At 66.3% G+C, this 14,368-nt stretch carries 10 protein-coding genes; all 10 read right to left on the minus strand.

What is annotated here, in order from left to right; translation table 11 throughout:
• Nucleotides 1-13: 13 nt before the first annotated feature.
• Nucleotides 14-1,090: a YCF48-related protein gene (locus IP89_RS11930; protein WP_043309745.1), complete on the minus strand. Its 1,077-nt coding sequence runs from the start codon at nt 1,088-1,090 to the stop codon at nt 14-16.
• Nucleotides 1,091-1,147: 57 nt separating this feature from the next.
• Entirely contained in the window at nt 1,148-2,512 is a 1,365-nt protein-coding gene (locus tag IP89_RS11935; RefSeq protein WP_043309746.1) for a DUF1329 domain-containing protein, read from the minus strand.
• A 22-nt stretch (nt 2,513-2,534) separates the two neighbouring features.
• Nucleotides 2,535-4,337, minus strand: coding sequence for a DUF1302 domain-containing protein (locus IP89_RS11940; RefSeq protein WP_052081055.1), 1,803 nt, complete (start codon nt 4,335-4,337; stop codon nt 2,535-2,537).
• Nucleotides 4,338-4,377: 40 nt separating this feature from the next.
• Nucleotides 4,378-5,526: a hypothetical protein gene (locus IP89_RS11945; RefSeq protein ID WP_043309747.1), complete on the minus strand. Its 1,149-nt coding sequence runs from the start codon at nt 5,524-5,526 to the stop codon at nt 4,378-4,380.
• Between the two features lie 158 nt (nt 5,527-5,684).
• A complete protein-coding gene (locus tag IP89_RS11950; protein WP_043309748.1) occupies nt 5,685-8,336 on the minus strand; it encodes a LuxR C-terminal-related transcriptional regulator in 2,652 nt (883 codons plus the stop codon).
• A 101-nt stretch (nt 8,337-8,437) separates the two neighbouring features.
• Nucleotides 8,438-10,072: a 3-(methylthio)propionyl-CoA ligase gene (locus IP89_RS11955; RefSeq protein WP_043309749.1), complete on the minus strand. Its 1,635-nt coding sequence runs from the start codon at nt 10,070-10,072 to the stop codon at nt 8,438-8,440.
• Nucleotides 10,073-10,276: 204 nt separating this feature from the next.
• Nucleotides 10,277-11,683 (minus strand): DUF1254 domain-containing protein, encoded by a 1,407-nt coding sequence (locus IP89_RS11960; protein WP_043309750.1) that lies wholly within the window; start codon nt 11,681-11,683, stop codon nt 10,277-10,279.
• A gap of 85 nt (nt 11,684-11,768) precedes the next feature.
• Entirely contained in the window at nt 11,769-13,058 is a 1,290-nt protein-coding gene (locus IP89_RS11965) for an OmpP1/FadL family transporter (protein WP_371261942.1), read from the minus strand.
• 218 nt (nt 13,059-13,276) lie between these two features.
• Nucleotides 13,277-13,873, minus strand: coding sequence for a cytochrome c3 family protein (locus IP89_RS11970; RefSeq protein WP_043309752.1), 597 nt, complete (start codon nt 13,871-13,873; stop codon nt 13,277-13,279).
• Between the two features lie 7 nt (nt 13,874-13,880).
• A complete protein-coding gene (locus IP89_RS11975) occupies nt 13,881-14,357 on the minus strand; it encodes a nitrate reductase cytochrome c-type subunit (RefSeq protein WP_043309753.1) in 477 nt (158 codons plus the stop codon).
• Nucleotides 14,358-14,368 lie beyond the last annotated feature (11 nt).

The raw sequence follows: 14,368 nt of genomic DNA on the forward strand, positions 1-14,368 counted from the left end.
TCTGCGTGCGGGGTCATTGAACGAGCAGCCGGCGCGCGCCGCGCGTGCCGACCAGCACCAGGGCGCCCGTCGTCGAGGCCTGGGCCGCGGCGACCGGGGTCATGGCGGGCTGCGGTTGCAGCTGGAAGCTGGCACCGTCGTCGCTGCTGAGCAGCAGATGGCCGGCCTGGCTGAGCAGCGCGAGACGGCCGTCGGCCAGGCGCGTACCACTGGTGATGCTCACCGGCAGGCCGGTCTCGACCTGGCTCCAGCTGGCGCCGGCATCGACACTGCGGAACACGTTGCCGCGCAGGCCGAAGACCAGTGCCACGTCGGGCGTACCGAGGATGCCGAAGAAGCTGCCGGCATAAGGCGTTGGGCTGGGGACGAAGCGCCCGCTGCTGCGGTCGAGCTTGAGCAGCAGCCCCTGTTCGCCGGCAATCAGCAGTTCACCGCCGGCCGGGCGGATGGCATAGAGGTTGAGTGCGCTGGGGTTGTCCGTGTGCTCCAGCCAGGGCGTCCAGGTGCTGCCGCCGTCCTCGGTGCGGAAGATCAGGTTGAAGGCGCCGACTATGTAGCCGATCCGCTCGCTCTCGAACCACACGTCGAGGAATGGCTTGTCCGCACCCTCCTCGGTCATGCGCTGGGCCTCGCCCACTAGCGCGGCCAGGGCCTCGTTCGCCGGGTTGGCGCGGGCCAAAGCTCGGTAGTGATTCAGCATGTTGGGGCCGACCTGGCGACCGTCGAACTGGCGCTGCCAGCTCTCGCCGCCATCGGCGCTGTGCAGCACCACGCCGTCGTGGCCGACCGCCCAGCCGTGGCTGGCCGAGGGAAAGTGCACGGCCACCAGGTCGGAGCTGACCGGCACGCGGGCCTGCTGCCAGCTCTCGCCTCCGTTGTCGGAATACAGAATGTGCCCGCGCTGGCCGACCGCCACCAGGCGCTCACCGGCGCTGGCGAGGCCCACCAGCAGGCCGTGCTGGGCCAGGTGGCTGATCTGTGCCGGGGTGTCCAGCACATCGACGAAGCCCTGTGCCACCACCGGCCGGCAGAACGGTGCGCTTACCGCCGCGGCCAGGCCGGCCAGCAAGGCCCACTTGAGAATGTTCATGAGTCGATCTCGTTGATGGCCACCGGAGCCCTCAGGCCCCGGTGGCGTGGCAGTGCGTCAGCGGATGCCGGTACCGGCCAGGGAGTCCGGCGACCACTGGGCCTTGGAGAGCGGCTCGATGTACTTCACCCCGCCATGCGGACCGTAGATGCCGGTGATGTTGTAACTGCCGGAGACGAAGTCGTAGAACATGTGGTTGTCCGAGTTCGGCGCCTGGGCGTCGTAGCTGTAGGCCATGTGGGCGAAGGCGCCACGGTAGAGCTGGCCACGGGCATCGAACTCATCGGAAGCCAGGGCGATCCAGCTGTCCTCGTCGAGGTAGAAGGTGCGCTTGCTGTAGATGTGACGCTTGCCCGGCTTGAGCGTGGCCTCGACCACCCACACACGGTGCAGCTCCCAGCGCATCAGGTCCGGGTTGACGTGGTTCGGCGTGGTGATGTCGGCCGCCTTCGGGTGGTAGTTGAGCTTGTAGGTGTTGTACGGCACGTACATTTCCTTCTTGCCCACCAGCTTGAAGTCGAAGCGGTCCATGGCGCCGTTGAACACCCAGGCATCGTCATAGGTCGAGCTGCCGGCGGAACCGGGGTTCGGCGTGTCGTAGGCGATGTCCGGGGCCATCTTCACCCGACGCTGCCCCGGCAGGTACTGCCAGGCGCGGCGCGGTTTCTCCAGCGGATTCACCGCGTCGATCAGCAGGATCGCCTCGCCCGCACGACGGGCCGGGCCCTGGTAATAGAGCTTGGACTTGAAGAACAGGTCGTCCGGCTTGGCCGGCACATCGTTGCGCGCCGGGTCGAACAACGGGTACTCCAGGTAGGCGTCGCCGGTGGTGGCCAGGGAAGCGTTGCCCGAGGAGTCGACGTTCCACGAGTCGTACTTGGAGTTCAGCGCATGTCCCTGGTAGCGCAGCAGGTGGTTCCACATGGCCTCGTTGCCATCGCCGGGAATCGGGAACGGCACACCCGGCAGCACGTTCTCCAGCGCCAGCCCCTCACCCGTGGTGCGCGCCGCGGTGGCGTTCTTGCGGGTGTTGTCGAGCAGGCGCTGCGGCAGCACCACGGTGCGGTGGCTGGGGTAGACGTCCATGCGGAAGGTCGGGAAGCGCTTGAGCAGTTCGCGGGAGGTGGCGGTGAGTTTGTCCGCCTGTTCGGCCGCGTTCTTGCCGTCGATCACCAGGCGTGGCTTGTCGCCGGCGAAGGGATCCACGCGCATGGAGCTACCGGCCTGATAGCCGCTCGGCGCGCTGGTCAGACCGCCGCTATAGGCGGGAATGCTGCCATCGGCATTGCCGGCCTGCTCGGCACCGACCGGGGTCAGGCTCTGCCCCAGCTGGGCGGCCTGTTCCGGCGAAACGGCGGCCTGGGCGGCCGCGACCACGGCGAGCGACAGCGCGCTGACCATCAAGGATTTGATAAGGGCCATCTCTGATCTCCTGGATCGTTGGTCAGAAGGTTGTCTTGAAGGTGAAGGTGACCATGCCGCGGTCCTTGAGCTGGGCCGGGGTACCCGCGAATGCGGTGGTCTGGCCCGGCGCGCAGTTGTACAGACCATTCGCGCCCGGGGCGGCGCCATCGGTCAGCGACTCGCAGGTGTCGAACGGGCCGAAGTTGTCCACGTACTTGAGGTCGAAGCGGTATTGGTTGCGCAGGTCGACACCGACGCCCACCGAGTAGCTGCCGGCGTCCTCGTTGCCGCCCAGCTGCACGGCCGAGTGGCCGCTGAGGCCGACGTTGTAGGTCATTGGCAGGTGGATATCGACGCCCGGGAACACCTGATACCAGGTCGGTGTGAAGTTCACCCCGAGCACGAAGTTGTCGCGGGTGACCTTGTCCACGCCGCGGTACCAGTCCTCGCCCTTGAACAGTTGTTCGTTGTCGGTCACGTCCAGCCAGCGGCTGTAGGCCAGCTCCATCAGCAGCGAGGCGCCGTCCCACACCGGGGTGTCGGCGAAGGTGGTCAGGCCGTTGACCACCACGTGCATGGTCTTGCCGCGCGCTACGCCGTCTTCGCCGTCGAAGCTTCTGACGAAGCCCGGCTTGTCTGCCGGGGCCAACGGATTGACGTTGGCCGGGACGCTGGCCAGCGGCATGTTCTCGCGATAGTTCACATCCACGCCGACGCTGACGCCGCCGATGTTTTTCGACAGGCTGATGCCATAAACATCGATGTCGTCGACGTAGAACTGGTTGTAGTGTCCCACCACACCCGACTGCAGCTGCGGCAGGCCGATCGCACCCACCTGCAGGGCCAGGTTCGGCAGCACGTCGGAGGTGTTGCGGTAGTACAGGCCAAGGGTGCCGTCGAGCCATTCCGGGCTCCACTTGGCCATCAGGCCGTAGTCGCCACGCTTGTCCGGGGTGTAGGTGTGGCCACCGTTCAGGCGCAAGAACTGCGGAGCGCCCGGCAGTACACCGAACATCGGGTTGCCCTGGGCGATCAGCGACAGGTCGTCACTGCCGTGCTGAATCGCGTCGTTGAAGCCCAGGTAGGTACCGGATTCGGGCAAGCGCGAGGCATCCCAGTCGAGGAAGTACTGAGCGCCGAAGGACAGCTCCGGGTTCACCAGGAAGTTCATCGAGATCTGGTTGCGCGGAATGAACAGCTCCTTGGCCTCGGTACCCGGCACCGCCAGGGCCTTGGCGATGTCCAGGCCGGACTGGCCATAGCTGTTGCCGTGGGCGAACGCCAGGATGGTCTCGCCCCAGTACTGGGTATGGCTGCCGACCTTGCCGCTGAGCAGCGATTCCTCGCCGAGCTCCACGCTGCCGAACACGAAGGCGTCGAGCACTTCCGAGGACGGGCCGTTGAAATAGCGGTCGGCGTAGCTGCTCAGCCCACGCGAATCGACCACGCCGTTTTCGTGCTGATTGGTCGAGGCGTTGGCGCTGCCGACATCGTCGTAAGCGTGGTCGTACCAGGAGTTGCCGCTGACGCGAAAGCCGAACTGGCGGCGATAAACCACATCGAGCTCGTGCAGCACGTCGATGCGCTGGGACACTGCGCTGCCGGCGGAGAAGTTGCGGTTGCCGTCGTTGTTGTTCCAAGAGTTGGCCAGCTTGGAGTTGGCGCTTTCCACGCGCTGGGCATAGTTGAGCTTGACCGTGTTGTCGAAGCGCACCTGCAGGTCATCGATGCCGGTATCGAGTTCGAAGGCCTGTGCGGGCAAGCTGCCCAGGCCGACCAGCACGGCCGAGGCCAGAAGGCTCGGCCGCAGGTGGTGGCAGGTTTTATTGTTCTTGTTGTTCATCGTGATACTCGCTGTGTGGTTATGAATGCTGCGCTCGGCCTCAGACCCGCTGGAGAATCGTGACCGTGACCGAACGCCCGACGGCGGCACTGTGCTGGAGACCGACCCGCGCCCCCGGTACCTGCCGCGTTCCCGCTTCGCCACGGAGCTGGCGCACCAGCTCCGCCAGTTGCGCCAGGGCGCTGGCCCCTGGCACCAGGCCGCATCCGAGCAGCCCTCCCGAGGGGCATACGGCGGGCTTCGTCTGCGTACGCAGTGCGAACTCGCCCATTCCCTCTTCCTCGCACAGACCCAACGCCGCGCTGAACACCAGGTAGTCGCCCACGCTCTGGTCGTGCAGCTCGACCACGTCGAGGTCCTCGACACCGATCCCGGCTTGCGCGTAGGCCTGTGCCGCGGCACGCCGCGTGGCCGCACGACCGAGAACATCGAGCAGGTTGCCGGTGGCCAGTTCCGACAATGTCTCGCCGGCCCGTGCGCTGCCGAGGATGGCCACGCCACCGCGCGAGCCATAACGCGCGGCGAAGGCCGCCGAGCACAGCAGCACCGCGGCCGCGCCGCAGGCCGGCGGGCACAGGTAAGGCGGCAGCCACTCGCCACGCTCGGGAGCAACGGCCAGGGCACCTGGATTGAGGCGCGCCTGCGCGCGGGCACGCTCGACGACCTGCTCGAAGCAGCGATCGCCGAGGCCCATGCGCTCCTGCAGCCAGTTCATCTGCGCGGCATACAGGGCGGCCGGATGGTCGCGCTGGGCGATCATGCTCAGCGGGTCGCCAGGGCGAATCAGCTCGCTCCAGTCGTCATCGGGGAAGTTGTCCAGACCGAAGAACATGCGCTTGGAGACGCCTGCCTGCAGATCCTCGACGCCGAGCACCAGGATCGCTTCGGCCTCGCCGGCGAGGATGCTGTTGCGCGCCAGATGCACCGCGGTGCTGGCGGCCACGCCGCCGTCGCGAATGCAGAACAGCGGAATGCCGGACAGGCCGATCTGCATCAGCAGCTGCTCGCTGACCCCGACGCTGGTGTTCACGCTGGACATGAACACCTGGTCGATCAGGTCGTAGTCGATGCGTGCGTCTTCGAGAGCCATCCGCACCGCCTGGCCGGCGAGCTCGGGCAAGGAGCCGCGCACGGCCAGCGGGGTGAATGGCGTCACCCCCACTCCTGCGATCAGCACTCGTTCTGCCATGGTTGCTCCCCAAGGTCGGGCGCCCACCTCCCGGTGAGCACGAAAATCCATGGAGAGAAGGTATGCGGGGGAGCGCGGCATTCCCCCCCCAGCGTATGGGGGGATGCACGAGTGGGATGGGGGGCGGGTGGTCCGGCCTTCAGGCCGGGGTCAGGCGATCAGCGCTCGGCCTCGAGGATGCCGAGCATGTAGGCACGGTCCACCACGTGCCGGCGGGTGCCGGCCTGGAACTTGCCGAACAGGTTCTTCAGGTGCCACTTGACCGTCTCTTCGCCGACATTGAGGGCCAGGGCGATCTGCTTGTTGGAGAGATTGCGCGCCAGCAGCTGCAGGACCTCCTGCTCCTTGGGGGTGAGCAGGCGACTCGGCGTCACCTTCGCCGCGGGCACACGGGCGACGGGCTCCGTCAGCGACGCTCGCGATGCGGCCTGAGCGGGCTCGTCCGCCTGCGCCGACGGGCTCCAGCGGGCCAGCAGCGGATGGGTATCCACCAGCACGCGGCGCATGCCGTATTCCTGCGCCAGGCTGTTGGCCTCCTGCAGGCTGGCCTGGCCATCGCGCCCCGTTTCGTGCAGGGCCAGGGCCTTGAACAACAGGGCCTGAACCAGCTCGCGGCCACGGCGCATCCTGCTGGCCAGCTCATGCAGTTCGGCGACCGCCGCCAGCAGCTCCGGCCAGGCGCGCTGTGTCAGCAGGACATAGGCGCGGGCCACGCCGGCATGCAAGCGCAGCTCGGGCGCCAATAGGCTGTCGGGATCATGGAAGCACGGCGGAATCACTTCTTCGAGTCGACGCCAGAGCACCTGACAGGTGTCCGCCCTGCCCTGCAAGGCGTGCAGGCGGATCTGCTCGCCCAGCGAGACGATACGGAAGCGCGGCACATCGCGCTCGTCGCCCAGGGCGTAGAGCGCCTCGAGCAGATCGTGGCTGCGGTGCGCCTGCCCCTGCAGACCCGCCAGGCGGGCCGCAGTGACGAAGCCGAAGACTATGGCATCGGGGCTGGCCAGACGCTCGACCACATCCAGCCGGTTGGCCAGCACGGTAGTCGCTTCGTCCAGCTCGTCCCGCTCCAGCAGCACCGCCGCCAGGGAGGAAGCCAGCAGGGTCGCCACCGAGCTGCGCCGGCCGATGTCCTGCTCGGCACGCTGCAGGGTGCCGCTCAGCGACTCCGCGGCCGGCAGCATGCGTCCCTCCCACAGGTAGGTGACGCCAATCACCCACTCGGCGAAGCCGCGAATGGCGTCCAGCCCTTCCGTCCAGCTGAACTGCGGCGCCTTGCGGCAGATGCGGCGTGCCGCTTCCGGCTGGCCACGGAATAACGCCAGGCGCGCCTGCTGGTTGGCCACTATGGCCTGCACCTTGATCGAGCTCCTGGGCGGCGACTCGGTCCAGCGCCCGATGATGGCCTGCGACTCGTCCGGACGATCCCGGAAATAAGCCGCCGCGGAGGCAATGGCCGCGGCTTCGCAGCTGGCCTCTTCATCCACCGAAGGGTCCGACTGCAGCTTGACGATCAGATGCTGGGCCTGCGCCGAGCGCTCGCTCATGGCCAGCGCCCAGGCCGCCGCCAGGCACATGCGCGGCCGCGACTCCACCTCTTCGGCGGGCAGCTCGCCCACCCATTCGATGACCCGATTGAACTGGCCGCGCAGCATGATCTCGTACAGGCACTGTTCGATCATGCTGTAGGCCTGGGCCGGCACGTCCGCATTCAGGTAATGGCGTGCTGCCTCTTCGAAGAAGCCGTGCGCCTCCAGCCACGCGGCGGCCCGGCGATGCAGTTCGCCGCGCCTGGGGGCAGACAGCAAGGCGACACGTTGCTGGAGAAATTCACGGGCCAGTGGGTGAATGCGTACCCAGTCGCTGCCCTGGCCCTCGGCGAATATCGGTGTGCTGGCACATAGCTCTGCCATCAGCTCCGCGGCAGCGGGGTTGCCGGTCAGCGCGATGCACAGCTCGGGATGCAGGGCTTCCGGCACGGCGATGCAGGTGAGGAAGTCGACCTGATCCGGCTGCAGCTTGTCCACCAGGCTGTCGACGAAATAACGCTGGATGTCGCCAGTGCAGGCCTTGAGTTCGTGGATGGCACGCTCGGTTCCTGAGCTCCGCTCGATGGCCGCCACGGCCAGCTGCAAGCCCAGCGGCCAACCCTCGGTCAGATCATGCAGGAGCACCTTGTGGTCGATGTCGAGGCCTTCGGCGAAACGGCTGCCGAGCACGGTCACGGTTTCATCGACGCGAAAGCGCAAGGTCTCCAGGCCCAGGCCGAGGAAGATGCCCCGCGCCTGCAGTTCGGCGGACTGCAGGTTGAGACGCCGGCGCGAGGCCATCAGCACGCGCAGATTGGCCGGAGCATTGTGCAGGAGATAGGTCAGGGCGACGCGGATGGTGGCGTCCGGCAGCGCGTCGACTTCGTCGAGCATCAGTGCCACCTCGCAGCCCAGGTCGGCCACTTCCGCCAGCCACTCGGTGAGGTCGCCCAAGGCATCGCGACGGCTCATGGCCTGGTTGGCGGAGCTGGCGAACGCCGGGCGGCCACTGGCCACCAGCATGGCGGCGGCCAGCCCTTGGACGAAGCGCACGCTGTCGTCGCGGCCATCCAGGGTCAGCCAGGCAACCACAGCGCCACGGGAAAGGAGCTCCCGGCGCCATTGCGCCAGCAGCCAGGTCTTGCCGAAGCCGGCCGGCGCATGCGCCGAGATGGCCATGCGCGAGGCCAACTCTTCCGCTTCCAGGCTCAGGCGCTCGCGGCGAAAAGCGCTCTTCTGGCTTCTCGGCGGCGTTGTCTTGAGTACCAGCTCGGGCTCCATTCTTTCCACTCACAGCGCCTCAGGCAGGGAAAAAAGCTTGGTGCCTCGCAGTATCGTTCCTTGTGGCTGCGGTTCGCCAGCCAGGAAACACCGCCTTCGTCTCAGTCCCCGGCCAGAACATAGTCGCGAAACCGCTCGCGCAGCTTCATCTTCAGCAGCTTGCCCGTCGCCGTGTGCGGCAGCTCGTCGACGAAGGCCACGTCGTCCGGCAGCCACCATTTGGCCACCCGTTCGGCGAGGAAGTCGCGCAGCTCCGCCTTGCTCGCCGCCCTGCCCGGCTTCAGCACCACCACCAGCAGCGGGCGCTCCTGCCACTTCTCGTGGGGGATGCCGATGACGGCCGCCTCGGCGACCGCCGCATGGCCCATGGCGGCATTTTCCAGGTCGATGGAGGAGATCCACTCGCCGCCCGACTTGATCACGTCCTTGGCCCGGTCGGTGATCTGCATGTAGCCATCGGCATCGATGGTGGCCACGTCACCGGTATCGAACCAGCCTTGCGCGTCCAGGATCGTCTCGTCGTTGCGGTAATAGTGGCTGGCGATCCACGGCCCTTGCACCAGCAGGTGACCCGCCGAGCGACCGTCGCGTGGCAGCTCCACACCCTCGTCATCGACCACCTTCATCGACACGCCGAACAGCGCTCTGCCCTGCTTGGCCTGCAGGTCCAGGCGCGCCTCGAGATCGGCGCCGGCGTGCTTGGGCAGCGGATTGCAGACCGTACCCAGCGGCGACATCTCGGTCATGCCCCAGGCATGCATCACCCGGGTATCGAAATCCCGCTCGAAGCGCTCGACCTGGCTGCGTGGCGCCGCCGCACCGCCGATCACCACCCGCTCCAGGCACAGCTCGGCGGCAGGCGCCAGGCCCTGGGTCTCGACATGCTGCTGCAGCATCATCCATACCGTGGGCACTCCCAGGGCCAGGGTCACCCGCTCGCTGCGCATCAGCTCGTAGAGGCTCGCGCCATCCAGCGCCGGGCCCGGCAGCACCAGCTTGGCGCCGCTCATGGCGCAGGCATAGGGCATGCCCCAGGCGTTGACGTGGAACATGGGCACCACCAGCAGCGCGGAGTCCGCCGCGGACAGGCCGAAGCCGTCAGGCGTGCACAGCGCCAGCGAATGCAGCAGCGAGGAGCGATGGGAATACATCACGCCCTTGGGATTGCCGGTGGTGCCGGAGGTGTAGCACATGGAGGACGCCAGGCGTTCGTCGAGGCACGGCCAGACGAACTCCTCGCTCTCACTGGCGATCAGCTCCTCGAAGCACAGCAGGTTGGGTATCTGGATGTCCGGCATATGGCGCCGTTCGGTCATCGCGACGAAAGCCTTCACTCCCGGCAGGTGCGGTGCCAGCTGCTCGACCAGCGCGCTGAAGGTGAGGTCGAAGAACAGCACACGATCTTCGGCATGCTGGACGATGAACTCGATCTGCTCGGGAAACAGCCGCGGATTGATGGTGTGCAGCACGGCCCCCATGCCGGACACCGCAAAGTACAGCTCCATGTGTCGGTAGCCGTTCCAGGCCAGGGTGCCGATACGCTCGCCGGGCGCGATGCCGAGGCGAGTCAGGGCGTTGGCCATCTGCTTGGCACGACGCCCCACATCGGCATAGGTGCAATGGTGTATGGGGCCTTCGACGGTGCGCGAGGCGATCGGCGTCAACGGGTGGGAGCGCAGTGCGTGTTCGAGCACCGAGGAAATAAGTAGGGGGTGGTCCTGCATCAAACCCAGCACGGCTTCGCTCCATTGTTCTTATAAGAGATACGAGTTATCGCCGGCGCGGGCCATGCCGCGCGCCGCGACGGCACGGGGACAACATAGGGAGATTCGGCGCCGCTTCACCCCCCATCGACGAGGGGTGAGCGATAGAGACGGCAGACGCCCCGGCGAGTACACGAAAAGAAGGCCCGGCCCACAAGGGCGGGGGTAAAGCGGGCGTTACTCGGCCCGGACGACCTGCGGCGGGTTCCAGCTGGCATCGAGAATCGACGGGCTCTGGTCCTTCGGCCAGTACATGCGCAGCATCGGCAGGAAGTCGCCCTTCGGCGCCGGCAGCCAGTTGGCCTCCTTGTCCTTGCCGGGCGACTCGTGCTGGAAGTACAGGGTCAGTGAGCCATCGGCGTTGTACTGCAGATCGTTGCGCGGGCTGACGGTGAACTTGTTCAGCGGGTTGGGCACGAACCACCAACCCTGGTCGATCTGGTACATGGTGATGGACCAGAAGCCATTCACCGGCGGCGTCTGCCCCTTGGCAAAGGTCAGGGTGTAGCGGTTGGCGCCATTGAGTTTCTGCCCGCTGCTGTCCACCGTGGTGTAGGGGTAGACGGCATCCTGCTCCACGTTCGCCGGCCAGCCGAAGGCGGCGACCAGCGCGCGCTTCATGTAGTGCGTGCCGTACACGCCGAGGCCCTTGGTATAGGTCCAGCCGTTGATATTGCTGCCCAGGGAACGCTGGTTCGCACCGATCTCCTTCAGGGCCAGCGCAGGCAGATCCGCCAGTGCCTTCTGCAGGTCCGCATCCAGCTTGCCCAGCTCGAATGGCTTGCACGGCTCGATACCCACCTGGGCCATGCGGGCCAGGATGGGGCCATCCTCGGCGGCTGGCGGAGCGTCTTCGCACATCAGGGTGGCGAGCTTGTTGAAGTAGGCCTCAGTGCTCATGCCGAGGATCACTTCCTGCGGCTTGGCGGTCATGCTGAAGCCCGGATTCGGGTCCACCGCCGGAGCCTTCGGTGTATAGGGCTTGCCCCAGGCGGACAGGGGCGTGAGCTTGAGTTGCGCCTGCAGGGCGTTGACTGCTTCGTAGTCCTGCGCGCTGCCATCGGCGTAGGTGCGCCCGAGGATCAGCATCTTCCGGGTGGCGGACTTGATCTGCACCATGCCTGCGGGCACCTCCCCCTCCCAGCCCGGCCCCGTGAGCAGATAGTTGGCCGCAGCGCCACCGGCGGTGCGCGCACCCGGCGAATGGAAGATGGTCATCCACAGGTCATACATGGGCATCAGATAGTAGCGCTTGCCCATGTCCGGCTGGCTGAACACCTGAGGCTCGTCCAGGTCCGCCCAGGCGATCGAATACAGGGTATCGGCGTTGGGCGCCGACACGCCGCGGTACTCGGCCGGCGGGTAGCGTTTGACGTTGATGAATTGCCCCATGGGCGCGTGCTCGTTGTCCACCTTGGCCACGTTGGTCATCTGCACACGGGTGACCTCCGTGGTGATCAGCGAGTAACCGTAGACGTAGGCATCCTTGGCAATCTGCAGCAGCTGATCCGTGTCGGCAGCCGCAGCGGGTGTGGCCAGTCCGAGGCCGAGGGCAGCCAGCAAGGCCGTTGGCGCGACTCTCATAGGTGTTCTCCAGTGTGGGCGTGCCGCTCGGCACAGGTTGGTATGCGCAGAACCCTGCCCCGTCGGGGCTTTCGATGCGGTCATCTCAGAAGCGCCAGGTGACGCTGCCACTGAGGGCCTGAATCCAGGCGTCTTCGAACTCTCCGGAGACCTGCTTCGGCTCACCGGCGGGCAGTGGTTTTTCCTGGCGGACAGCCATATCGCCGAGCCAGACCAGCTCGTAGCTCAGGTTCAGATCGGTGTGGCCATCCAGGCTGTAGGTCAGGCCCGTGCCGAAGCGCCAGCTTTCCGCCATCGGCACCGCGAGGCTGCGGTCGTCGTCATCCACCGGCGAGCTGTCGAAGCCGACACCGGCGCTCCACAGCCACTGCGGAGCAAAGCGGAACTGGGTGCCGAGGGAGAGATGCCAGGTATCGCGGTAGTTGGCCTCCAGCGTGGCCGAGCGCGGCCGGTTGCTGTCGAGCTCGATACCTACCTCGCCGAACCTCGACCAGTCCTGCCAGTTGACGCTGGCCAGCAGCGCCCAGCGCGAGTCGAGTTGCTGATAGAGGCTGAGGGTCAGGGTCTGCGGCACCTGCATGTCGAGTCGCGTGTCGGCGCCGAGCAGGCCACGATCATTCAGCAGCGTGGTGGTGATCGGACCGACGCCCTCGAGGTCCAGGCCGTCCTCCAGTTCGATATCGATCTCGCTGGTGTAGCTCAAACCCAGGCGGGTACCCGGCACGGGGGCGTAGATCACCCCCAGGTTGGCGCCATAACCCCAGTCGTGGTCGCTGTAGCTCAGTCGTCCGTCCGGCCGTTCGAGCAGGCCGAAGGGCTCGTTGTCGATCGCCAGCTGGCTATCCAGCGCGGCGTAGAAGGCGCGCACGCCCAGGCCGAAGGACCACTGCTCGTTCGCGCGATAGGCCAGCGCCGGCATCAGCGACATGCCGAGTATTTCGCCGTTCTGCAGAAAGTACCGGCCGCTCCAGTCGTTCTCGTAATCCAGGCTCAGGCCGAAGTCACCGTAGCTGGCAAAGCCGACCGACCAGCCCTCGCCGAGCTCCCGGGAAACGAACAGGCTGCCTCCCGGCGCCCACTCCATCGCGTTACCGCCATCGACACCCGCGACATTGGTGGCGCCATCGGTTTCGAATTCGAGATGACCATGCAGAAATTGGGCGCCGGCACTGACCTGCGTGCCAGGCAACCAGGCGATGCCAGCCACGTTGCTAGCCAGAGTCGAAGGCCCCTGGGCACGCGCGGCCGCGCCCGCATTGGCCAGGCCGACGTTGTCCGTACCGACTTCGTAAAGCATTAGACCACCTGCCAGGAGATGGCCAGGCACGACTAGGAGAACGGCTGCAGCTGCAATAAGGAGAGGCTGGCTCATGATGCGATCCCTGACGGGCGTTATCCGATGCCCACCGCATTTATCCGCGGCTGGCCGAGTCGCATCCTACGATTGCGCAGTGCCTCTCATACCCCCCCGCGTCGGGTGGTATGAATGTCAGAGTGATTTAGGTCCGATATCAGCTTTGGGCCATTAGCTGACGACCTCAAGAGGCAGCTTCTGGCCGGAAGCAGACTCCAGTCAGACGCAGCTACCGGCCATTACCAACCGGGCACGCCGTGCATGTCCGGCAGCTTGTGGGCGATGCCCTTGTGACAGTCGATGCAGGTGGCTTGGCCACTGCCCAGCGCGGTGGAGTGCATCTGCCGTGCCCGCACGCTCTGCTTGGTGAAGTCCATGAAGTCGAAGCCGTGGCAGTTGCGGCACTCCAGCGAGTCGTTGGCCTTGAGTCGGGCCCACTCATGCTCGGCCAGTTCGCGGCGCTTTTCGAGGAACTTGTCGCGGCTGTTGATGGTGCCGAAGATCTTGCCCCAGACCTCCTTGGAGGCCTGCATCTTGCGCGCGATCTTGTCCGTCCACTGGTGTGGCACGTGGCAGTCCGGACAGGTGGCGCGCACGCCCGAGCGGTTGCTGTAGTGGATGGTGTCCTGCAGCTCGACGTAGACGTTGTCGCGCATCTCGTGACAGGAGATGCAGAACTGCTCGGTGTTGGTCGCCTCCAGCGCGGTGTTGAAACCGCCCCAGAAGATGATCCCGGCGATGAAGCCGCCGAGGGTGAGGAACCCCAGGCTATAGTGCACGCTGGGACGACGCAGGATGGTCCAGTATTCGCTCAGCCAGCGGAACAGGGCTCTCATGGACACCTCACTGCTTTTGGCCGGCGCGCTGCACTTCGTCCTGCAGCACTTGGTCGATGGTGCGGAAGCCGTTTTCCACCAGCGGCTTCACCTCTTTCTGTGGCACATGGCACTGGGTACAGAAGTAGCGCCGCGGCGAGACGGCGGCGAGTACCTGGCCGTCGCGGTCCATGTAGTGGGTGATGCTGATCATCGGCGCCTGGGTCAGCGCGCTGTTGGCCCGGCTGTGGCAGCTCAGGCACTTGTTGCCGTTCTTGTCCACCTGGTAGCCGCGGATGGTGTGCGGAATGGTCGGTGGCTGCTCGGGGTAGTTGCGCTCGCGCTTGATGTCCTTGTTCTCGTCGTTGGCCAGGGGCGGCGCGGGCAGCTCCTGGCTGATGGTGCCGCCGGGGCGGCGACCGTCCGGGGCGGGTGCGTCCAGCGGGTAGTCGGCGGCCTGGGCAAGGCTCGCCAGGAAGACCAGCAGCAGGGGCAGGCTTCTCATGTTCGGGCTCC

The sequence above is a fragment of the Pseudomonas sp. ML96 genome (assembly GCF_000761545.1).
In the GTDB taxonomy this organism is placed as follows: domain Bacteria; phylum Pseudomonadota; class Gammaproteobacteria; order Pseudomonadales; family Pseudomonadaceae; genus Aquipseudomonas.

Excerpts from the sequence above, each read along its gene's own strand:
- IP89_RS11930 (WP_043309745.1), bottom strand. The coding sequence starts at position 1,090 with ATGAACATTCTCAAGTGGGCCTTGCTGGCCGGCCTGGCCGCGGCGGTA.
- IP89_RS11935 (WP_043309746.1), bottom strand. The coding sequence starts at position 2,512 with ATGGCCCTTATCAAATCCTTGATGGTCAGCGCGCTGTCGCTCGCCGTG.
- IP89_RS11940 (WP_052081055.1), bottom strand. The coding sequence starts at position 4,337 with ATGAACAACAAGAACAATAAAACCTGCCACCACCTGCGGCCGAGCCTT.
- IP89_RS11945 (WP_043309747.1), bottom strand. The coding sequence starts at position 5,526 with ATGGCAGAACGAGTGCTGATCGCAGGAGTGGGGGTGACGCCATTCACC.
- IP89_RS11950 (WP_043309748.1), bottom strand. The coding sequence starts at position 8,336 with ATGGAGCCCGAGCTGGTACTCAAGACAACGCCGCCGAGAAGCCAGAAG.
- IP89_RS11960 (WP_043309750.1), bottom strand. The coding sequence starts at position 11,683 with ATGAGAGTCGCGCCAACGGCCTTGCTGGCTGCCCTCGGCCTCGGACTG.
- IP89_RS11970 (WP_043309752.1), bottom strand. The coding sequence starts at position 13,873 with ATGAGAGCCCTGTTCCGCTGGCTGAGCGAATACTGGACCATCCTGCGT.
- IP89_RS11975 (WP_043309753.1), bottom strand. The coding sequence starts at position 14,357 with ATGAGAAGCCTGCCCCTGCTGCTGGTCTTCCTGGCGAGCCTTGCCCAG.